This window comes from Haladaptatus ordinarius (assembly GCF_054177595.1).
Genome location: NZ_JBPEHH010000001.1, coordinates 101,795 through 117,699, shown reverse-complemented (window position 1 = coordinate 117,699; position 15,905 = coordinate 101,795). Strand labels below are relative to the sequence as shown.

The 15,905-nt window shown below is 65.3% G+C and carries 19 protein-coding genes; 8 read left to right on the top strand and 11 right to left on the bottom strand.

The genetic code is table 11. The features are described 5' to 3' along the window. Positions 1–47 precede the first annotated feature (47 nt). Positions 48–578 carry an HVO_2922 family protein gene (locus ACR3FF_RS00710; protein WP_458185132.1) on the top strand — a complete coding sequence of 177 codons (531 nt, stop codon included), beginning with the start codon at positions 48–50 and terminating at the stop codon, positions 576–578. Here the strand turns inward: ACR3FF_RS00710 and mfnA are convergent. The 7 genes from mfnA to ACR3FF_RS00675 all read right to left on the bottom strand — a co-directional run bounded on the left by mfnA (position 573) and on the right by ACR3FF_RS00675 (position 7,710). Continuing rightward, complete coding sequence (gene mfnA, locus ACR3FF_RS00705; RefSeq protein ID WP_458185130.1) at positions 573–1,640, bottom strand: tyrosine decarboxylase MfnA; 1,068 nt, start codon at positions 1,638–1,640, stop codon at positions 573–575. The two genes, ACR3FF_RS00710 and mfnA, sit on opposite strands and share 6 nt — an antisense overlap. Positions 1,641–1,740: 100 nt before the next feature. Then, complete coding sequence (gene ppsA / locus ACR3FF_RS00700; RefSeq protein ID WP_458185129.1) at positions 1,741–4,035, bottom strand: phosphoenolpyruvate synthase; 2,295 nt, start codon at positions 4,033–4,035, stop codon at positions 1,741–1,743. Between the two features lie 220 nt (positions 4,036–4,255). Then, positions 4,256–5,209 carry a PhzF family phenazine biosynthesis protein gene (locus ACR3FF_RS00695; RefSeq protein ID WP_458185127.1) on the bottom strand — a complete coding sequence of 318 codons (954 nt, stop codon included), beginning with the start codon at positions 5,207–5,209 and terminating at the stop codon, positions 4,256–4,258. 170 nt (positions 5,210–5,379) lie between these two features. After that, positions 5,380–5,973, bottom strand: coding sequence for a class I SAM-dependent methyltransferase (locus tag ACR3FF_RS00690; RefSeq protein WP_458185125.1), 594 nt, complete (start codon positions 5,971–5,973; stop codon positions 5,380–5,382). A gap of 104 nt (positions 5,974–6,077) precedes the next feature. Then, positions 6,078–6,800: a methyltransferase domain-containing protein gene (locus ACR3FF_RS00685; RefSeq protein ID WP_458185124.1), complete on the bottom strand. Its 723-nt coding sequence runs from the start codon at positions 6,798–6,800 to the stop codon at positions 6,078–6,080. Beyond that, positions 6,797–7,189, bottom strand: a complete 393-nt coding sequence (locus tag ACR3FF_RS00680) for a nascent polypeptide-associated complex protein (protein ID WP_458185123.1) — start codon at positions 7,187–7,189, stop codon at positions 6,797–6,799. The genes ACR3FF_RS00685 and ACR3FF_RS00680 overlap by 4 nt, the downstream gene beginning before the upstream one ends. A 50-nt stretch (positions 7,190–7,239) precedes the next feature. Beyond that, the gene (locus tag ACR3FF_RS00675) at positions 7,240–7,710 is read right to left on the bottom strand and encodes a PUA domain-containing protein (RefSeq protein WP_458185121.1); all 471 of its coding nucleotides are present in this window, start codon (positions 7,708–7,710) and stop codon (positions 7,240–7,242) included. Between the two features lie 143 nt (positions 7,711–7,853). On the opposite strand from ACR3FF_RS00675, the gene ACR3FF_RS00670 reads away from it, so the two are divergent. Then, positions 7,854–8,030 (top strand): DUF8178 family membrane protein, encoded by a 177-nt coding sequence (locus tag ACR3FF_RS00670; protein ID WP_458185120.1) that lies wholly within the window; start codon positions 7,854–7,856, stop codon positions 8,028–8,030. On the opposite strand, the gene ACR3FF_RS00665 is transcribed toward ACR3FF_RS00670, so the two are convergent. From ACR3FF_RS00665 to ACR3FF_RS00655, 3 genes are read right to left on the bottom strand one after another with little or no spacing between them, the layout of a single operon-like run. Next, positions 8,027–8,524: a LabA-like NYN domain-containing protein gene (locus ACR3FF_RS00665; RefSeq protein ID WP_458185118.1), complete on the bottom strand. Its 498-nt coding sequence runs from the start codon at positions 8,522–8,524 to the stop codon at positions 8,027–8,029. The genes ACR3FF_RS00670 and ACR3FF_RS00665 overlap by 4 nt on opposite strands. Positions 8,525–8,573: 49 nt before the next feature. Further along, positions 8,574–9,215: a metallophosphoesterase family protein gene (locus ACR3FF_RS00660; protein ID WP_458185117.1), complete on the bottom strand. Its 642-nt coding sequence runs from the start codon at positions 9,213–9,215 to the stop codon at positions 8,574–8,576. Between the two features lie 46 nt (positions 9,216–9,261). Then, complete coding sequence (locus tag ACR3FF_RS00655; RefSeq protein ID WP_458185115.1) at positions 9,262–9,594, bottom strand: DUF8070 family membrane protein; 333 nt, start codon at positions 9,592–9,594, stop codon at positions 9,262–9,264. A gap of 273 nt (positions 9,595–9,867) precedes the next feature. Between ACR3FF_RS00655 and dapA the strand changes: the two genes are divergently transcribed. From dapA to ACR3FF_RS00625, 6 genes are read left to right on the top strand one after another with little or no spacing between them, the layout of a single operon-like run. Continuing rightward, positions 9,868–10,758 (top strand): 4-hydroxy-tetrahydrodipicolinate synthase, encoded by an 891-nt coding sequence (dapA, locus tag ACR3FF_RS00650; protein ID WP_458185114.1) that lies wholly within the window; start codon positions 9,868–9,870, stop codon positions 10,756–10,758. Then, positions 10,755–11,516 carry a 4-hydroxy-tetrahydrodipicolinate reductase gene (gene dapB / locus ACR3FF_RS00645; protein WP_458185113.1) on the top strand — a complete coding sequence of 254 codons (762 nt, stop codon included), beginning with the start codon at positions 10,755–10,757 and terminating at the stop codon, positions 11,514–11,516. Before dapA ends, dapB begins: the two co-directional genes overlap by 4 nt. Then, the gene (locus ACR3FF_RS00640; RefSeq protein WP_458185111.1) at positions 11,513–12,337 is read left to right on the top strand and encodes a 2,3,4,5-tetrahydropyridine-2,6-dicarboxylate N-succinyltransferase; all 825 of its coding nucleotides are present in this window, start codon (positions 11,513–11,515) and stop codon (positions 12,335–12,337) included. Before dapB ends, ACR3FF_RS00640 begins: the two co-directional genes overlap by 4 nt. Beyond that, complete coding sequence (lysA, locus tag ACR3FF_RS00635) at positions 12,334–13,617, top strand: diaminopimelate decarboxylase (protein ID WP_458185109.1); 1,284 nt, start codon at positions 12,334–12,336, stop codon at positions 13,615–13,617. The genes ACR3FF_RS00640 and lysA overlap by 4 nt, the downstream gene beginning before the upstream one ends. Further along, positions 13,614–14,456 carry a diaminopimelate epimerase gene (dapF, locus tag ACR3FF_RS00630; protein ID WP_458185108.1) on the top strand — a complete coding sequence of 281 codons (843 nt, stop codon included), beginning with the start codon at positions 13,614–13,616 and terminating at the stop codon, positions 14,454–14,456. The genes lysA and dapF overlap by 4 nt, the downstream gene beginning before the upstream one ends. Next, positions 14,453–15,520: a M20 family metallopeptidase gene (locus ACR3FF_RS00625; RefSeq protein WP_458185106.1), complete on the top strand. Its 1,068-nt coding sequence runs from the start codon at positions 14,453–14,455 to the stop codon at positions 15,518–15,520. Before dapF ends, ACR3FF_RS00625 begins: the two co-directional genes overlap by 4 nt. Here the strand turns inward: ACR3FF_RS00625 and ACR3FF_RS00620 are convergent. Further along, a complete protein-coding gene (locus ACR3FF_RS00620) occupies positions 15,517–15,858 on the bottom strand; it encodes a DUF5518 domain-containing protein (RefSeq protein ID WP_458185104.1) in 342 nt (113 codons plus the stop codon). The genes ACR3FF_RS00625 and ACR3FF_RS00620 overlap by 4 nt on opposite strands. Positions 15,859–15,905 lie beyond the last annotated feature (47 nt).

Sequence of the window (15,905 nt, the reverse complement as noted above, 5' to 3'; positions counted from 1 at the left end):
TTTCTGTTGGCAAACAGACTCATACGGAAACAGGACGAACGGGGGATATGAACCCGGACAGCGAATATCGCGTCGCCATCCATCCGAATCTTCGGGCACGGGTGGTCTACGACGCAGACGATGGGGGAATAACCGTCACGGTCGACTACCGACGCGACGGAACGTGGACGGACCCGACCGACGGAATCGAACTCCGAGGACGGCGAATCAGCGTCTCGTCCGACGGCGAATCGCTTCTCGAACGAGACGTCTCGTTGGAACTGCTCGAACGAGTCGGGACGAAACTCGCCGCCGCCACCGACCGACTCACCGACCGAACCGGAACGCCGGAACCCGAGTCCTGGCCCATCGCGGTGACACAGACCGACGGAAGCGTCGTTGAGGCACTCCGTCCGCCCACCCAGGCCACCTTCGAGGTGTACGAAGACGGGAGCGGCGAGTGGCGCTGGCGACTTGTCCACCGGAACGGAAACGTCATCGCCGACGGTGGGGAGGGCTACTCCTCGAAACGGGCGGCAAAAAACGGTATCGAGAGCGTCAAACGGAACGCCCTCGGTGCCCCCGTCGAAGATCTATAGCGCGTCGCGGTCGGAGAGCGATTCGAGGTCGGCGACGAACTCCTCCAGCATCGAGCGAGTGACGTGTGGCATGCAGACGATTCGGAGTTCACCCGACCCCGTCGGCGAGACCCGCCACCCTCGGGTCTGTAGTTTCTCGACCGTCTCCCGAGGCACGTCGGCCGCGACCAGCGGTAAGACGGGGTCGACCACGTCGTAACCGCTCGACTCGAAGGCGTCGGCGACCCACTCGGCGTTGGCCTGTGACCGCTCGAACTGCTCACGGTAGCCCTTCGGCCACAGCGCGTCCATCGCGGCCCAGGCACTGGCGACCCCCGCACCGCTCCGCGTTCCGGTCAGCGTCGCCTGCGAGGTCGATTCGAGATACGGCGTCTCGACCGCCAGTGCGTCGAGCACCCGCTTTTCCCGCGCGAGGAACCCACCCGCCGGAACCGCCGCCTGTCCCATCTTGTGCGGGTCGATGGTCATCGTGTCGAGCGCCGCGTCTCCGAAGTGCCACTCGTGGTCGGTGAACGGGAGGACGAACCCGCCCCACGCCGCGTCGACGTGGAACAGCGCCTCGGCGTCGTGGGCGATTTCGGCGAGTGCCGGAATCGGGTCGACCCGCCCGTACTCGGTCGTCCCCGCGATACCGACGACCAGAACGGTGTCCTCGTCCACCAGTTCGGCCATCCCCTCCGGGTCGGCCCGATAGTCGTCGGTCGCCGCGAGACGGAGTTCGACGTCTAGCACCTCGGCGGCCTTCTGGAAACTGAAGTGTGCACTCTCGGGTGCGACGACGTTCGGAGCGTCCGTCTCCGCGAGATTCCTCGCTGCTCGAACCGCCTGGACGTTCGCCTCTGTCCCGCCACTGGCGACGTAACCGTGTGGATTCTGGAGTCCGGTAATCTCACCCAGTACCTCGACCGTCTCTTCTTCGAGTGCCGAGACGGTGGGATACGTCGTCGGGTCACCTGGATTCGACGCCAGAAATCGCTCGGCGGCGTCACGGGCCGCCGGATGAGGTTCGGTACACATCGAGGAGAGCACCCGGCGAAACGACTGCGGCGCGGCCACCTGCATAGCCTGAAATTCGGGCCGTTGGGTTTATTGGTTCCGTTCTCGGACGAATCTCTCTTTTCGGATGGGTCACGAATCGCCCCGAAAAATCTAGAAGCCGAGATCAGCGAACCGAATCGAGCATGAGTTTCTGCTCGACGCGCTTCACTTCGTGTTGGACGTCGCGGACTGCGTCGATGTTCGCCGAGATGGACGAGATGCCGCGTTTGACGAGGAAACGAACCATCTCCGGTTTCGACCCGGCCTGTCCACAGATACTGGTGTTGATGTCGTGTTCACGACAGCAATCGATGGTCTGGCCGATGAGTTTGAGCACGGCGGGATGCAGTTCGTCGAACCGCCCGGCGACGTTCTCGTTGTTCCGGTCTACCGCAAGCGTGTACTGGGTGAGGTCGTTGGTGCCGAAACTGGCGAACTTGATGCCCGCCTCGGCCATCTCTTCGATCTGCAGTGCGCTGGCGGGCGTCTCTATCATCACACCCCACGAGCGTTTGTCGGGGTCGATTCCCGTCTCGGTCATCAGGCGACGTGCACGGAACACGTCTTCTGCGTCGTTGACGAGCGGGAACATGATTTCGACGTTGTCGTAGCCCATCCCGTACAGTTCTTTGAACGCGTCGAGTTCGTGCTGGAACACGTCCTGTTTGTCGAGACTGCGTCGGATGCCGCGCCAGCCGAGCATCGGGTTGTGTTCGTTCGGTTCGTTCTCGCCGCCCTGGAGTTGCCGGAACTCGTCCGTCGGTGCGTCGAGCGTACGGACGCGCACGGGCCGCGGGTAGAACTCCTCTGCGACGCCGCGAACCCCTTCTACGATCTCTTCGACGTACGCGTCGACGCCGTGGTCTTCGATGTACCGCTCCGGCGTCTTGTTCGTCGAGAGTATCATGTGCTCCAGTCGGAGCAGTCCGACGCCGTCGGCGCCCGTGGCGGCGGCGCGTTCTGCGGCCTCGGGAATGGAGACGTTCACCTTGACCTCCGTCGCCGTCATCGGCTTGACGGGGGTCTTCGGGCGGGCTTCCTCGATGGGTTCGCGTTCCTGTTCCCGCTCGGGCTTGCCCTCGCGGACGGTGCCCTTGTCGCCGTCGAGCGTGATGACCTGGCCGTCTTCGAGCGAGTCGGTAGCGTTGGTACAGCCGACGACCGCCGGCACGCCGAGTTCGCGCGAGACGATGGCAGCGTGACTGGTCATCCCTCCTTCGTCCGTGATGATGCCCGCCGCGCGCTTCATCGCAGGCACCATGTCGGGCGTCGTCATCTCGGTGACGATGATGTCCCCCTCGCCGACCTTGTCGAGTTGGTCGAGTTTCGTCACGATACGCACCGCGCCGCTCGCGATGCCCGGACTGGCACCCAGGCCATCGACGAGAACTTCGTGACTGCCCGAGGATTTGGTTTGGACCGCTCCGCTCCCGTCGGCGACGCCCTCGGTGGTCTCGGCCGCGATGTCGCCGCTCTCTTTGATGGTCGTGATGGGACGCGATTGGAGCATGTAGACCTCGTCGTCGAGGATGGCCCACTCGACGTCCTGTGGCGTCTCGTAGTGGTCTTCGACCTCTTCGCCGAGTTCTACGAGCCGAGCGATGTCGTCGTCGGTGAGAACGCGAGCGTTTCGCTTGTCCTCCGGAACCGCCTGCTCGACGGTCTCTCCCGTCTCGGGGTCTTTCGCGTGCATCACCTTCTTGTCGGCGATGGTGATGTCCTCCGTCGCCGCGGACGACCGGTCGACGACGTAGTTGTCGGGCGAGACCGACCCCGAGACGACCGCCTCACCGAGTCCCCACGCAGCCTCGATGATTATTTTCTTCTCGCCGGTCGAGGGGTGACTCGTGAACATGACACCGCTCTTTTCTGCGTCAACCATTCGCTGGACGACGACCGCGATGTCCACCTTCTCGTGGTCGAAGGACTTCTCCTGTCGATAGTAGATAGCACGCTGTGTGAAAAGCGAGGCCCAGCACTCTTTGACGCGCTCTACGAGGTCGTCGCGGGTGATGTTGAGAAACGTTTCCTGTTGACCAGCGAAAGAGGCGTCGGGGAGGTCCTCTGCGGTCGCGGACGAGCGAACCGCGACGAATGCTTCCCCGTCGTCCAGATTATCGTAGGCCCCGAGGATTCCTTCTCTGATGTCGTCGGGAATTTCGGCTCCGAGGATGAGTTCTTCCGCGCGCGACTCGGCTTCTGCGAGCGCTGCGGAGTCCTCGGTATCAACGTCGACGACTTCGAACAACTCGTCGGCGATGCCGGTCTCCTCGATGAACCGCCGATAGCTGTTGGCGGTCACGACGAATCCCGGCGGGACGGGGAGGTTCGCGCCGGTGAGTTCACCGAGCGACGCACCCTTGCCACCGACCAGTTCGAGGTCGTCTGCACTGATTTCTTCCAGCCAGAGTACAACCATGTGCGTATGGTGGGAAACAAGCAGACCCATAAAGAATGTTCCGACCAAAGGCCCGAAAATAGTTAACTCAGAACCGGATACCCTTCGAATTAGTGCCAGACAGCGCCACGTCATCGGTTATCACCTGGCACGATATCGCCCGGAACGCACTCGAAACGGACACCGGCCAACGGCGAGGGCGACACCGGTACGGTGCAACGCGACGCTCACTATCGGCCAGTCAAATCTCGATGATGCCGTCGTCTTCCGCTTCGGGAACGGCTAACTTTCCGTCCAGTGCGGTGGCCGCACGCCCACCGACCCGAACCCGGACGTCCACGCGCACGCGAACGTGCCCCGGCCTGTCCACGAAGTGACCCTGTTCGAAGCGCATCTCGTCGGGGAAATCTCGCGGGTCGCTTCGCTCCTCGCTCGTCTTCGAGGCGCAACGCGCCTCGCTGTCGTCGAAGGCGTCTGACTCTTTGAGATACGCTCCGACCGCCCCGCTGGCCGTCCCGGTCACCGGGTCTTCTGGTACGCCCGCGAGTGGCGCGAACATCCGTCCGTGGAGCGTCGAATCGCGGTCGATGGTGTCGAAGGTGAAGGCGTAGACGCCGACCGCATCGACCTCCTCGCAGAGCGTTTCGATCGCCGCCATGTCCGGCGTCGCGCCGCCGAGGTGTTCGAGGAAGTTGACGGGGACGACGAGGAAGGGCAGTCCCGTCGAGGCGACCGCGAGTGGGAGGTCGGCACCCACGTCGCGGAGCGTCGCCGAGTCGATGCCGAGGGCCTCGCCCACGCGGTCGTAGTCCAGTTCGACGACCTCGATTTCCGGGTCGTCCTGCGTCATCCAGACCGTGCCGTCCTCACCGACCTCGACGTCTAGCACGCCGACGTTCGTTTCGAGGGTGTGAGTCCCAGATTCGACGACGCCGTCTTCGAGCAGGTGGACGTGCGATGCGATTGTCGCGTGGCCACAGAGGTCGACCTCGGTCGTCGGCGTGAAGTAGCGCACTCGGCGGTCTGCCTCCTCGCTCGTCTGCAGGAAGGCCGTCTCGCTCACGGCGAGTTCGCGGGCGATGGCCTGCATCTGGTCGTCGGTCAGGTCGTCGGCCTCGGGGACGACTCCCGCCGCGTTTCCGGCCAGCGGTTCGTCGGTGAAAGCGTCCACGAGAAGGGTACGGACGGTTCGCATACCCGGAGTGTGGGCCGGGGGAGGGTTTAATTCTCGGTTCGAAGACGGGTCTCCGTCCGCTTTACTTGCCTGACCTATCGTCCCGTTTCCGAACGCCGAACGTACTCCGAAATAGCGTTTGGGAGTTCGTCTCACCGGCCGACTTCCGGCAGGTAGTCTGCCCGCTTCGCTCACTGCGTTCGCTCGGCGACGATGGCGTAGTGAAACGGCGGGAGTTCGACCGTCTCTCGAACGGAAAAGCCGGCGTCTTCGAGCACGGCCGTCGTTTCGGCGGGAGACATCCGGAGGTCGGTGGGTGGTCCCCGAGGCTCGCCGTCGAGCGTCGTCTCGGTGCGTGGCCGGTCGTGCCAGTTGATGACCGCGACTCGTCCGTCCGGCCGAAGCGCGTGGCGAACTTCGCCCAGAAACGCCTCCTGGTCGGCGACACCGTGGAAGATGTTCGCGACCAGCGCGAACGACACCGGGTCGGGAAGCAGTTCGGTGAGGTTTCGCGCGTCGCCACGAACCGTTTCGATTCGGTCGGTGACGTCGTTTTCCTTGGCGTTCTCTCGGAGTTCTTCGAGCAAGTCCTCGTCCAGGTCGATGGCGTACACCGTCTCGGCGCGTTCGGCTGCCGGGACGACGAAGTAGCCGTTTCCACAGCCGACCTCCGCGACCGTCTCGCCTGGTTCGACGCCGAGCGTCTGCAGTAACTCGTTCACGTCGGGCCACAGCCGTCCCCACCAGTCCCAGTCTGGCTGTCCCGTGTTCTGGAAACGTGTCACGGCCGTTCGTTGGACGTCGGGGTAGTTCAACGTTCGTTCTCGCAACCGTCTCGACGGAGAAAAAGAGACGCCCACCGAACGCTATCGAACGCCGAGTGCCGTTCTCACACCGACCGTGCGAACGTCAGGTAGCCGGTGTGTCCGACGCCGGTCGTCGTCGGGCGCGTCCCCCGCTCGTCGAAGTCCATCTCGCGCTGGATGGTCTCCATCGTCCGAACGTCGTCCAGATTCGCCTCGCGTGCGGCCGCCGCGACGTCGCGGGCGGTCTCCACGAACGGCGAGTAGACCCCGAGCGACCCCCCGTCGGCGAGCAGGTCGGGTGCGTGCGTGACGACCGCTGGGGCGTCCGGCGTGTCGAGCGTGAGCACGTCGAACTCGCCGAGGTCGGCGAGGTGGTCGGTCACGTCGCCGGTTCGAACGTCCACCGCGTCCGTCACGTCGGCCATGACCATGTTCTCGCGGGCCACCTCGGCGAACTCCGGTTTACGCTCGAACGTGACGACCTCCGCGCCGATTCGGCCGAGATATCCCGCCAGCACGCCGGTTCCGGTGCCTGCGTCGAGCACGCGATCACCCGCGGCGACACCCGTTTCGCCGACGACCAGCCCCACGTCGCGTGGCAGCATCGGCGCACCGGTGCGCTCGAAGTGATGAAAGAGGTCCGGCCCGCGAAGTCTGCGAACCGTGAACTCCTCGTCCAGGTGCGTCGAGAGGACGTCACCGGGTTCGACGTCTTCCGGAACGATGAGAACGCCGAGGTCGGTCTGTAGCTCTTCGCCCGGGTCGCGTAGATACTCCCGGTCGCCGTGAACGAGCAGTATCGTCACTCCAGTCGCTCGACCGCCGCCGCGAGGTCGCCGTCCGTCGCCTCCAGCGCCTCGCGGGCTTCGTCTTCGCTCGCGCCCGTGCGCTGGGCGACGATTTCCACGTCGGCGTCCGGCACGTCGCTCGCCGCGGCGTCGTCCGTGTCAGCGCCGCCAGCACCGCTATCGCCGGACGCTTCGCGCGTCTCGGCGTCGCCGACGATTTGATAGGTCTGTTGCCCGCGGGCGTCCATCCGGGTGACTTCCGGGTCGCTGAAGACGAGTTCCTCGCCGTCGCCCGTGCGGATAATCACCTCTTCGGCATCGACGTCGTCCACGTCGATGCCCATTTGCTTCATCATTTGCTGCATTTTGCGCGGATTGAGTCCACCGCCGCCGCCTCCTCCAAACATACGCGAATGGTCGGAACGTAGGGGCAAAAACGTGACGCAACCGCGCCGACTTACTCGCTGTTCCCGTCGCGGACCTTCACCGCCATCCCGGTGTCGAAATTCAGGATGGCGTCGGCGTCGAGTTCCGCCCGCCCCACTGCGAGCAGGTCGCCGTTCTCGTGGGTCACCAGCACCTCGTCGCCGGCGCGAACGTCGGCGCCGACCTGGGTGACGAACTTGGCGAAGACGTTCTTGCCGTCGCGGACGAACGGTTCGCTCTCGTCGCCGACGACGACGCGACCCGTCGGCGAGTCGAGCGCGTCGGCGAGTCGCTGTCCGCCGGCGAGTCCGAGCGTGAATCGACCGTCGGTCGCGTAGGTGACGAGACGTGACCCGTCGGCGTGTATCTGCTGTGGCCGTCCGGACGACGACCGTCGGATTTCGAGGTCGTCGTCCGGAGGAAAGAGGGCACTCCCAGCGCCCGCCCCGAACTGGTAGTCGGCGGTCACGCGGAGTGCGGTCAGGTCCTCGGCGTCGGTCATTGGGTCGGATTCGCAGTGGTCGTGTGAAAGCCCTTCGACATCGTCCCGATTGTCATGCTATCATGTGGCATTGTGGGTCGGTACCGTTTCACACGCTATCGAATTGAGAGCGATTTATTAGTTATGAGGTGCAAGGAAGGTGCATGAACTCGAAAGAACTGCTCGGAATCGCGTTACTACTCATCGGCACCGTCCTCATCGTCGGCGTCACGACGATGCCCGGGTCGCTCATGGCGAACGCCATCGCCGCCGTCTCAACGCTGGTGCTCGCCGGCGGCGCGCTGATGTTCGGCACTGCCGAAGACGGGCGCCCGGTCTAGAGCAAGAACGTATCGGCCCGTTCGCTGAGGTCGATGAACGCGTCGGCGGCGGTGACGAGTTCTTCCGCACTCGACTCTTCGAATCCCATCACTTCCACGCGAACACCTTCGTGTCGGAGGTGCGTGGCGAGGCGGGCGAAATCGCCGTCGCCCGTACAGAGCACCACGGTATCGACTTTCGGTGCGAGCGCGATGGCGTCGAGACACATCCCCACGTCCCAGTCGGCTTTCTTCGACCCGTCGCCGAACGTCTTCAGCGCCTTGATTTTCGTCTCGAAGCCGATGTCCATGAGCGCGTCGAAAAACCGGTCCTCGTCGGGACTGTCGGCCTGGATGACGTAGGCGATAGCGCGTGTCAGTTCCCGGTCCTGTGTCGCTTTCGAGAGCAGATTCGAGTAATCTATGTTCCGACTGTAGACGCTTTGAGCCGTGTGGTAGAGGTTCTGCGCGTCGGCGAGCACCGTGACGCGCTGTCCCGGATGAATCTCAGTCATACGTAGGTATGATAATTTCTCACATAAAGAGGTTCCTCCTCCGGACGAATCAGTTGTCTGGCGTTTCGAACCACGTGAGCGAGAGGGAATCGGGGTCGAGTATGTAATATCGTTCCCACGTCGGGGCCAGACTGACGACGCGGGTGTCGCCGAAGGTCGTCTCCGCGTGCTGGTGGTGATGGCCCACGAGACAGAGCTCCGGGTCCAGCGCCGTGAGCAAGTCGTCGACGTGCGAACAGCCGACGTCGTAGTCTTCGGCGACCGGCAACCCGTGGGGTGCCTCGTGGGTCAAGAGTACGTCCACGGACGCCAGTTCCATCGCACGCTCTACGTCTTCCTGGGTGAAGTGGCGACGACGGTCGCCGACGAGATTCGCGCGTGGGCGGTCGTACTGCGTCGGCGCGAAGTTCCCCGACAGGCCGGCGACACGAACGCCGCGAATGTCGACGGCAGTGCTCGCGAGGAGGTTGGCGTTTCGAACGTCCGAGTTCGAAACCAGCCCGTTTCGCAGTGCGGCGATGGTATCGAAGTCCTCGTTGTTGCCCGCGATGAACCACGTCGGCATCGGCAGGTCGTAGTACATCAGGTCGCCGAGTTGCAGTGCGACCTCCGCATCGGCCTCGCGGTAGGCCGCGAAGAGCGCGCGCCGGTTTCCGGGGTCGGCTGCGTGGGCGTCTCCGAGGACGAGCATCGACCGTGATTATCTCCGGAGACGTGATAAGACCGACGGATTTCGGTCACCCGGCGAGGACGAGCGCGATTGCGGCGAACACCAGCAGCCCGATACCGAAAAAGAGGAGTTTGACGTCCTGGCTCATCTGCTTTGCCTGCAGGTCTTTCGGGTCGACGACGGCGCTTCGGAACCCCATCGCCTGCGCGTTCGTCATCGCCGCCCCCATCCGCACCGTTCCGGTGCCCCCGAGCGCGAGCAGTAAGACGACCAGTCCGACGCCGAACAGCGAGAGAAACGCGAGACCAGACTGCGTGAAAACGGAGACGAGTCCGACCGCTACCCCGGCGTAGACGAGCGAGTAACGCACTCCAAACCGGCCGATGAGATTCCAGTCCACGAATGGGTGAACGATTGACAGGTATTTGAATCTATCCCGGCGCGTTTCGCAGCGTCTGCCGACGGCGCAAGACATAAGTCCTCACGGAACTGGTCTGTATCATATGCCAGGTGCTGTGACGCTCACCGCGCTCCACTTTGGTTCGGTGAGCCACAGCACGGTCGGAAAACGCACAAAACGCGCGGCGTAACCGGTTCGTAGCGGGCGTGGCGTCCCCGTTTCGAGCCATCTTCGTTCTGTACCGCGCGACGACCGACTTCCGACCGAAAACCAATGACGAACACAGAATCACCGTTCCGCGGGGTCTATCCCGCGATGACGACACCCTTCAGGGGAGACAGTATCGACTTCGACCAACTCCGCAACGACGCCGGACGCCTAGAACGCGCCGGCGTCGACGGTCTCGTTCCCGTCGGTTCGACCGGCGAGAGCGCGACCTTGACGCACGACGAACACGTCGAAGTCGTCGAGGCGGTCGTGGACGCCGTCGACGTGCCGACGATTGCGGGCACCGGGAGCAACTCGACCCACGAGGCGCTCGAACTCTCCCGGCGTGCCGCGGACGCCGGGGCCGACGGACTCCTCCTTCTCTCGCCGTACTACAACAAGCCCGAACCGGCCGGGATGGAACGACACTACCGAACGATCGCCGACGCGGTCGACCTCCCGCAAATCGTCTACAACGTCCCGTCGCGGACGGGGCGGAACATCGACGTGGAGACGACCGTCTCGCTGGCCGAACACGAGAACGTCGCCGGCTACAAGGCCGCGAGTGGCGACCTCGGGCAGATAAGCGAAATCATCGAACGAACGCAGGACGAGGCGTTCGCGGTGCTGTCGGGCGACGATGCGCTCACCCTTCCGATGCTCGCGCTCGGCGCGACCGGCACCATCAGCGTCTCGGCGAACGTCGAACCCGAACGCACCTGCGAACTGGTCGAATCGGCGCTCTCGGGTGACTACGACCGGGCGCGCGAACTGCAGTACGAACTCGGCCCGCTCTTCCGCGAACTGTTCGTGGAGACGAACCCGATTCCAGTGAAGGCCGCGATGGAACTGCGGGGCTATGGACCGGGCGACCTCCGACTGCCGCTGTCGCCGCTCTCGTCCGAACACCGCGAGGAACTGGCGGCGGTACTCGATTCACTGGAGGGAGCCAGATGACGAGGGTGGTCGTCACGGGCGTCACCGGTCGGATGGGCCGAACCGTCCTCGACGTGGCGGCCGACTGCGACGACGTCGAGGTTGTCGCTGGCGTGAGCCGCGACCCGCCTGCGGAAATCGACGGCGTCCCCACCGAACCGGTACAGGAGTTCGGAGCCGTGCTGAGAGAGCACGACCCCGACGCACTCGTCGACTTTTCGACCCCGACGAGCAGCCAGAACTACGTCGCGGTCTGTGCGGAAGCGGGCGTCGCCTGCGTCGTCGGAACGACCGGATTCGACGAGCAGGGAGAGTCCGTTCTGCGGCGGGTGAGCGACCACGTCCCCGTGCTCAAGGCAAGCAACTTCTCCCGGGGCGTCCAGGCGCTCCTGCGGGCGGTCGAAGGCGCGGTCGGCGACCTCCCCGGCTACGACGTCGAACTGACCGAGACCCACCACAACGGAAAGCGCGACGCACCGAGTGGCACGGCCAAGACGCTCCTCGACCGCATCGCCTCCGCGGGCGGCCCCGACGAGCAGGTTCACGGGCGCGAGGGGGACCAACCGCGTCGACCGGGCGAAGTCGGCGTCCACGCGCGCAGAGCGGGTGGCATCAGCGGTGAACACGAGGTTCTGCTGGCGAACGACAACGAGGAACTGCGACTCGTCCACCGGGCCGGAAACAGGGCGGTGTTCGCTGACGGCGCGCTCGACGCAGCGGTGTGGCTCGCCGGACGGGCTCCGGGATGGTACGACTTCAGCGAGGTGATTGCCGAATGAGAGACGAGATACGAGAGCTGTGGCGACGATACGACGCCGGCGAACTGGACGCACAGCACGCGGGAGCGGACGAACACGCGACCCTCGAAGCGTTCCTCGACGCGCTGGAGGCGGGCGAAGTGCGCGCCGCCGAACGGCGTTCGGGGACGTGGGAAGCGAACGAGTGGGTGAAACAGGGCATCCTGTTGAACTTCGGTCTCCGGACCATCGAGGGGCGCGAGTACGGCGACGTGACCTACCACGACGTGCTCCCGCTCCGGCAGACGGACGACCTGCCCGGCAGGGGTACCCGCAACACGCCCGACGGCACCGTGCTCCGCCGGGGCGCACACGTGGGGTCGAACTGCATCCTGATGAGTCCGAGTTTCGTCAACGTCGGCGCGTACGTCGGCGACGGAACGCTGGTGGACTCCTGTGATACGGTCGGCTCGTGTGCGCAAATCGGCGAGAACGTCAAACTCGGCGCGAACGCCCTCATCGGCGGCGTCCTCGAACCCGTTGAGGACACCCCGGTCGTCGTCGAAGATGACGTCTCGCTCGGCGCTGGCTGTCGGGTCACCTCGGGATTCGTCGTCGGCGAGGGGAGCATCGTCGGGGAGAACACTCTGCTCACGCCCAGAATCCCCGTTTACGACCTCGTGAACGAGGAGGTCGTCTACGGCCACCTGCCGCCGAACCGTCGGGCGTTCACCCGATTCGTGGAGTCCGGCCTCGGCGACCATGAACTGTTCGCCGGCGGGGCCTACAAGCCGGCCGTCGTCGCACTCGACGTGGAAGACGACACGCTCGAACAGGTCGAGCGTGAGGAGGCGCTGCGATGAGCAGCGACCGACTCGCCGACGACCCGCCGGGGGAAGACGACCAGTTCGACGGCGTCAATCCGCCGGTACGACGACTCGCCGACTGGTCTGGCGAGCGACTCGAATCGCTCGCCGCCGAGCACGGAACCCCACTGTACGTCACGGACCTCGCTCGCGTCCGCCAGAACTACCGGCGATTCGCGAGCGCGTTTCCGGACGCCGACATTCACTACGCCGCGAAGGCGAACACCTCGCGGGCGGTCCTCCGAACGCTCGAAGCCGCGGGGTCGAGTGTCGAGTGTGCTTCGGCGGGCGAGACCGAACGTGCGCTCGCGGCCGGATTCGACGGCGAGCGCGTCCACTACACCGCCGTCAATCCCCCCGCTGCCGACCTCGATACGGTAGTCGAACTCATCGACGAGTACCCCGGACTGACCATCACGGTCGGCGCGGCGGAAACCGTCGACCGACTCGCGGCGAGAGGCTACGACGGGCGACTCTGTCTGCGCGTCAACCCCGACGTCGGTGCCGGTCACCACGAGAAGGTCCGAACCGGAGCGGACGCCAAGTTCGGTGTCCCCTACGACCGCGCGGCGAGTGTCCTCGCCGCGACAGCAGACGATTTCGACGTGGTCGGCATCCACGCCCACGCCGGTAGCGGCATCTCTGGCGACGACCTCGGCAATCACCGCGAACTCGTCTCACGGATGGGCGAACTGGCGCGCAGCCTCGATTTCTCGCTGGAGTTCGTGGACGTCGGTGGCGGGTTCGGCGTTCCGTACCACCCCGACGAACCGCCGCTCGACCTCGATGCGGTGGCGAGCGCGATCCGCGACGCTCTCGGCGACGTCGGTGCGACGCTCGTCGTGGAACCCGGGCGCTATCTCGTGGCCGACGCCGGCGTCCTCCTGACCCGCGTGAACACGGTCAAGAAAACCCCAGAGACCACCGTCGTCGGCGTCGACGCCGGGATGACGACCCTCGCACGGCCGGCACTCTACGACGCCCACCACCACGTCCGAAACCTCGCCGGTGACGGGCCCGCGGTCGAGACGACCATCGCAGGGCCCATCTGCGAGAGTTCGGATTCCTTCGGCGACCACCGGATTGCCGACCCGCAGCGCGACGACCTGCTGGCGGTCGGCAACGCAGGCGCGTACGGGTACGAGATGGCGAGTCAGTACAACTCGCGGCCTCGGCCCGCGGTCGTCGTCGTCGATGGCGAACGCACGGCGGTCGCACACCGCCGCGAGACGCTTTCTGACGTGACCGCAACCGAACAGGAGGTGACGTGGCGATGAACGCGGACGTCTCGTTCCAGAAGTACCACGGCACCGGTAACGACTTCGTCGTCGTGGACGCGAACGTCCCCGTCCCCGACCGGGCGGCGTTCGCCCGCCAGGCGTGCGACAGGGACGAGGGAATCGGCGCGGACGGCGTGCTCTTTCTCGCGCTCGAACCGGACTACCGACCGCCGCGAGTCATCATGACACTCGTCCAACCGGACGGGAGCACCGCCGAGATGTGCGGCAACGGAGCGCGCTGTGCGGCGGTCTGGGCTGCCGAGCGCACGGGCACGGACGAAGTGATGATAGATACGCTCGCCGGAACGCGCTACGCGAAGATACGAGACGGCGGTGCCACCATCGAGATGGGGTCGCCGCGATTCGAACCGGAACGCGTTCCCGTCGCAGGGGACGAACCGCTGGTCCGAGAGCGGTTCGGCGAGTTCGAACTGACGGCCGTGAACACAGGCGTTCCGCACGCCGTCGCCTTCGTGGACGACGTCGACGCCGTGGACGTCGAACGGGTCGCGCCGGCGATTCGTCACGCCGACGCGTTCCCGGAGGGGACGAACGTCACCTTCGCGTCGCGTCGACCGGGTGGGTTCGACCAGCGCACCTTCGAACGCGGCGTCGAAGGCGAAACCCAGTCCTGTGGAACCGGCGCGGTGGCGGTCGCCGCCGTCGCCGAACGACTCGGCCTCGTCGACGACGAACTGGTGTCCGTATCGCCACCGGGCGGCGACCTCTCCGTCGCGCTCGGAGAGCGATACGCGACGCTCTCCGGCCCGGTCGAACGGGAGTTCGAGGGCGACGTGAACGTCTCCGGGACGGGACGAATCGAGTCGAGAGCATGAGCGCGTTCGACTCGACCGCGTTCCTCGAACGTGCCGTCCGGACGGCGTCACACGAATCGGTCGACGAGATGCGAACGTTGCTCGTGGACACCCTCGACGCGGCGGGGGTGGACGTTCGCGTCGACGAGACCGGAAACGTCCTCGCTGAGCGCGTCGGAGCAAACTCCGGTCCACACGTCGTGTTGAACACCCACATCGACACCGTGCCGCCACACGTCCCGTTTTCGCGCGACGACGGCGTGGTTCGAGGTCGGGGTTCCTGCGACGCGAAAGGGCCACTCGCGGCACTTCTCGACGCCTTCCTCGCGGTCGAACCAGACCGAGGGGCCGTCACGATCGCGGTGACGCCGGACGAAGAGACGAACTCGACTGGCGCGGCGGCGCTGGATATCGATGCCGACGCGGTCATCGTCGGCGAACCGACCGGTCTCGATGTCTGCAACGCGGCACGTGGGCGGTTTCAGGCGACCGTGACGCTTCACGGAGCGAACGCACACGCCGCCGACCCCGACGACGGCGTCAATGCCGTCGGCGCGCTCTCGCCCGTGCTCGCCGCGCTGGACACCTTCGACTCCGGCGAGGCGCATCCCGAACTCGGCGTGCCGACGCTCACGCCGACCACGGTCGAAGGCGGGACGGCGACGAACCAGATTCCCGCCGAGTGTTCGTTCGTCGTCGACAGGCGGAGTATCCCCCCGGAGGGAACAGAGGAGTTCCGCAGCGGTCTCGAAGCCCACCTTCGTCGGGCCGCACCGACCGCGGTCGACGTGGAGGTCGCGCTCGGCGAGCGCGACACGCCGTTTCTCGAAGCGTTCGAGACGCCCGCCGATTCACAGCTGGTGCGGACGCTGCGAGACGCGAGCGGTGGCGAGGTACGACCGTTCGGTGCGGCGACGGAGGCGTCGTATTTCGCGCAGGTCGCCCCCACCGTCGTGTTCGGGCCGGGCGTGCTGGCCGACGACGAGGGAGCGGTCGCACACGCGCCACGCGAGTACGTGCGCGTGGACACTGTCGAGGCAGCAGCGACCGCCGTCACCGAAACGGTGCGCGAACTGCTCGCCTAGTACTCCGCCGCCAGATACGCGCCGACGTAGCCACCGAGCGCACTCAGCCCCATCGTGTAGAGCAGTGCGAAAACACCGAGGAGGACGAGGAAGACCAGGAACCCACCCGGAACGCCACCGAAAGCGAAGATACTCACGAACAGGAAGCCGGCGAGAATCATCGGAACGGTTGCAATCGCGCCAGAGATTGCGCCGATTCGAACGCCGTCGTCCGTGTTCGAATCCTCGAGATACGCCGCGAGGGCACCGCCGAGGACGGGCGAGAAGGGGATGAAGGCAGTAACGATAGTTACGACGGCACCGATAATCGCGTGGATGAGTCTCTTGTCGTTTCCCATACGACATCTATTGGGTGCCGACGAAGATAAACGTCAAGGTAACAGTT